The sequence below is a fragment of the Postechiella marina genome (genome assembly GCF_039538365.1).
Classification (GTDB): domain Bacteria; phylum Bacteroidota; class Bacteroidia; order Flavobacteriales; family Flavobacteriaceae; genus Postechiella; species Postechiella marina.
In genome coordinates, this window is sequence record NZ_BAABCA010000027.1 from 1 (window position 1) to 538 (window position 538).

The 538-nt window shown below is 39.2% G+C and carries 1 protein-coding gene; it reads right to left on the bottom strand.

Going from position 1 to position 538, the window contains the following annotated elements; translation table 11 throughout:
• On the bottom strand, positions 1-538 hold a 538-nt coding region (locus ABD715_RS17795; RefSeq protein WP_344789681.1), incomplete at both ends, for an Ig-like domain-containing protein.

Sequence of the window (538 nt, forward strand, 5' to 3'; positions counted from 1 at the left end):
TAACAACCACAGTACCATTCGCAGGATCTGTGTTTTCAGTTACTGTTTGTGCATCACCTTCATAATCTTCATCATTGGTTAATACATTCCCCGTTACTGGTTGATCAATAAAAGTGTTGTTGATATCGGCAATAGCATCTGTTGTATTAGCAATACCACCTACAGTAATATAAACAGTAGCTGTATCGCAAGCTTGATCTGCATTATCATCACAAATAGTATAAGTGAAGGCATCCGTACCAGTGAAATCTGCATTTGGTGTATATGTGAAATCACCATTGGCATCAATAGTTACCGTTCCGTTAGCAGGCTGCGTATTATCCGTTACTGTTTGCGCATCACCTTCGATATCATTATCGTTAGCTAATACATTATCAGAGATAACAGTATCAGGCGTTGTTGTATAAGCATCATCATTTGCATTCGTTGAGTTAGGTGAATCTGTAGGTTGTACCGTTACTGTCACCGTAGCAGTATCACAAAGTGCAGGATTCGCATCATCACAAATGGTGTAAGTGAAGGTATCCTCACCAGTAAA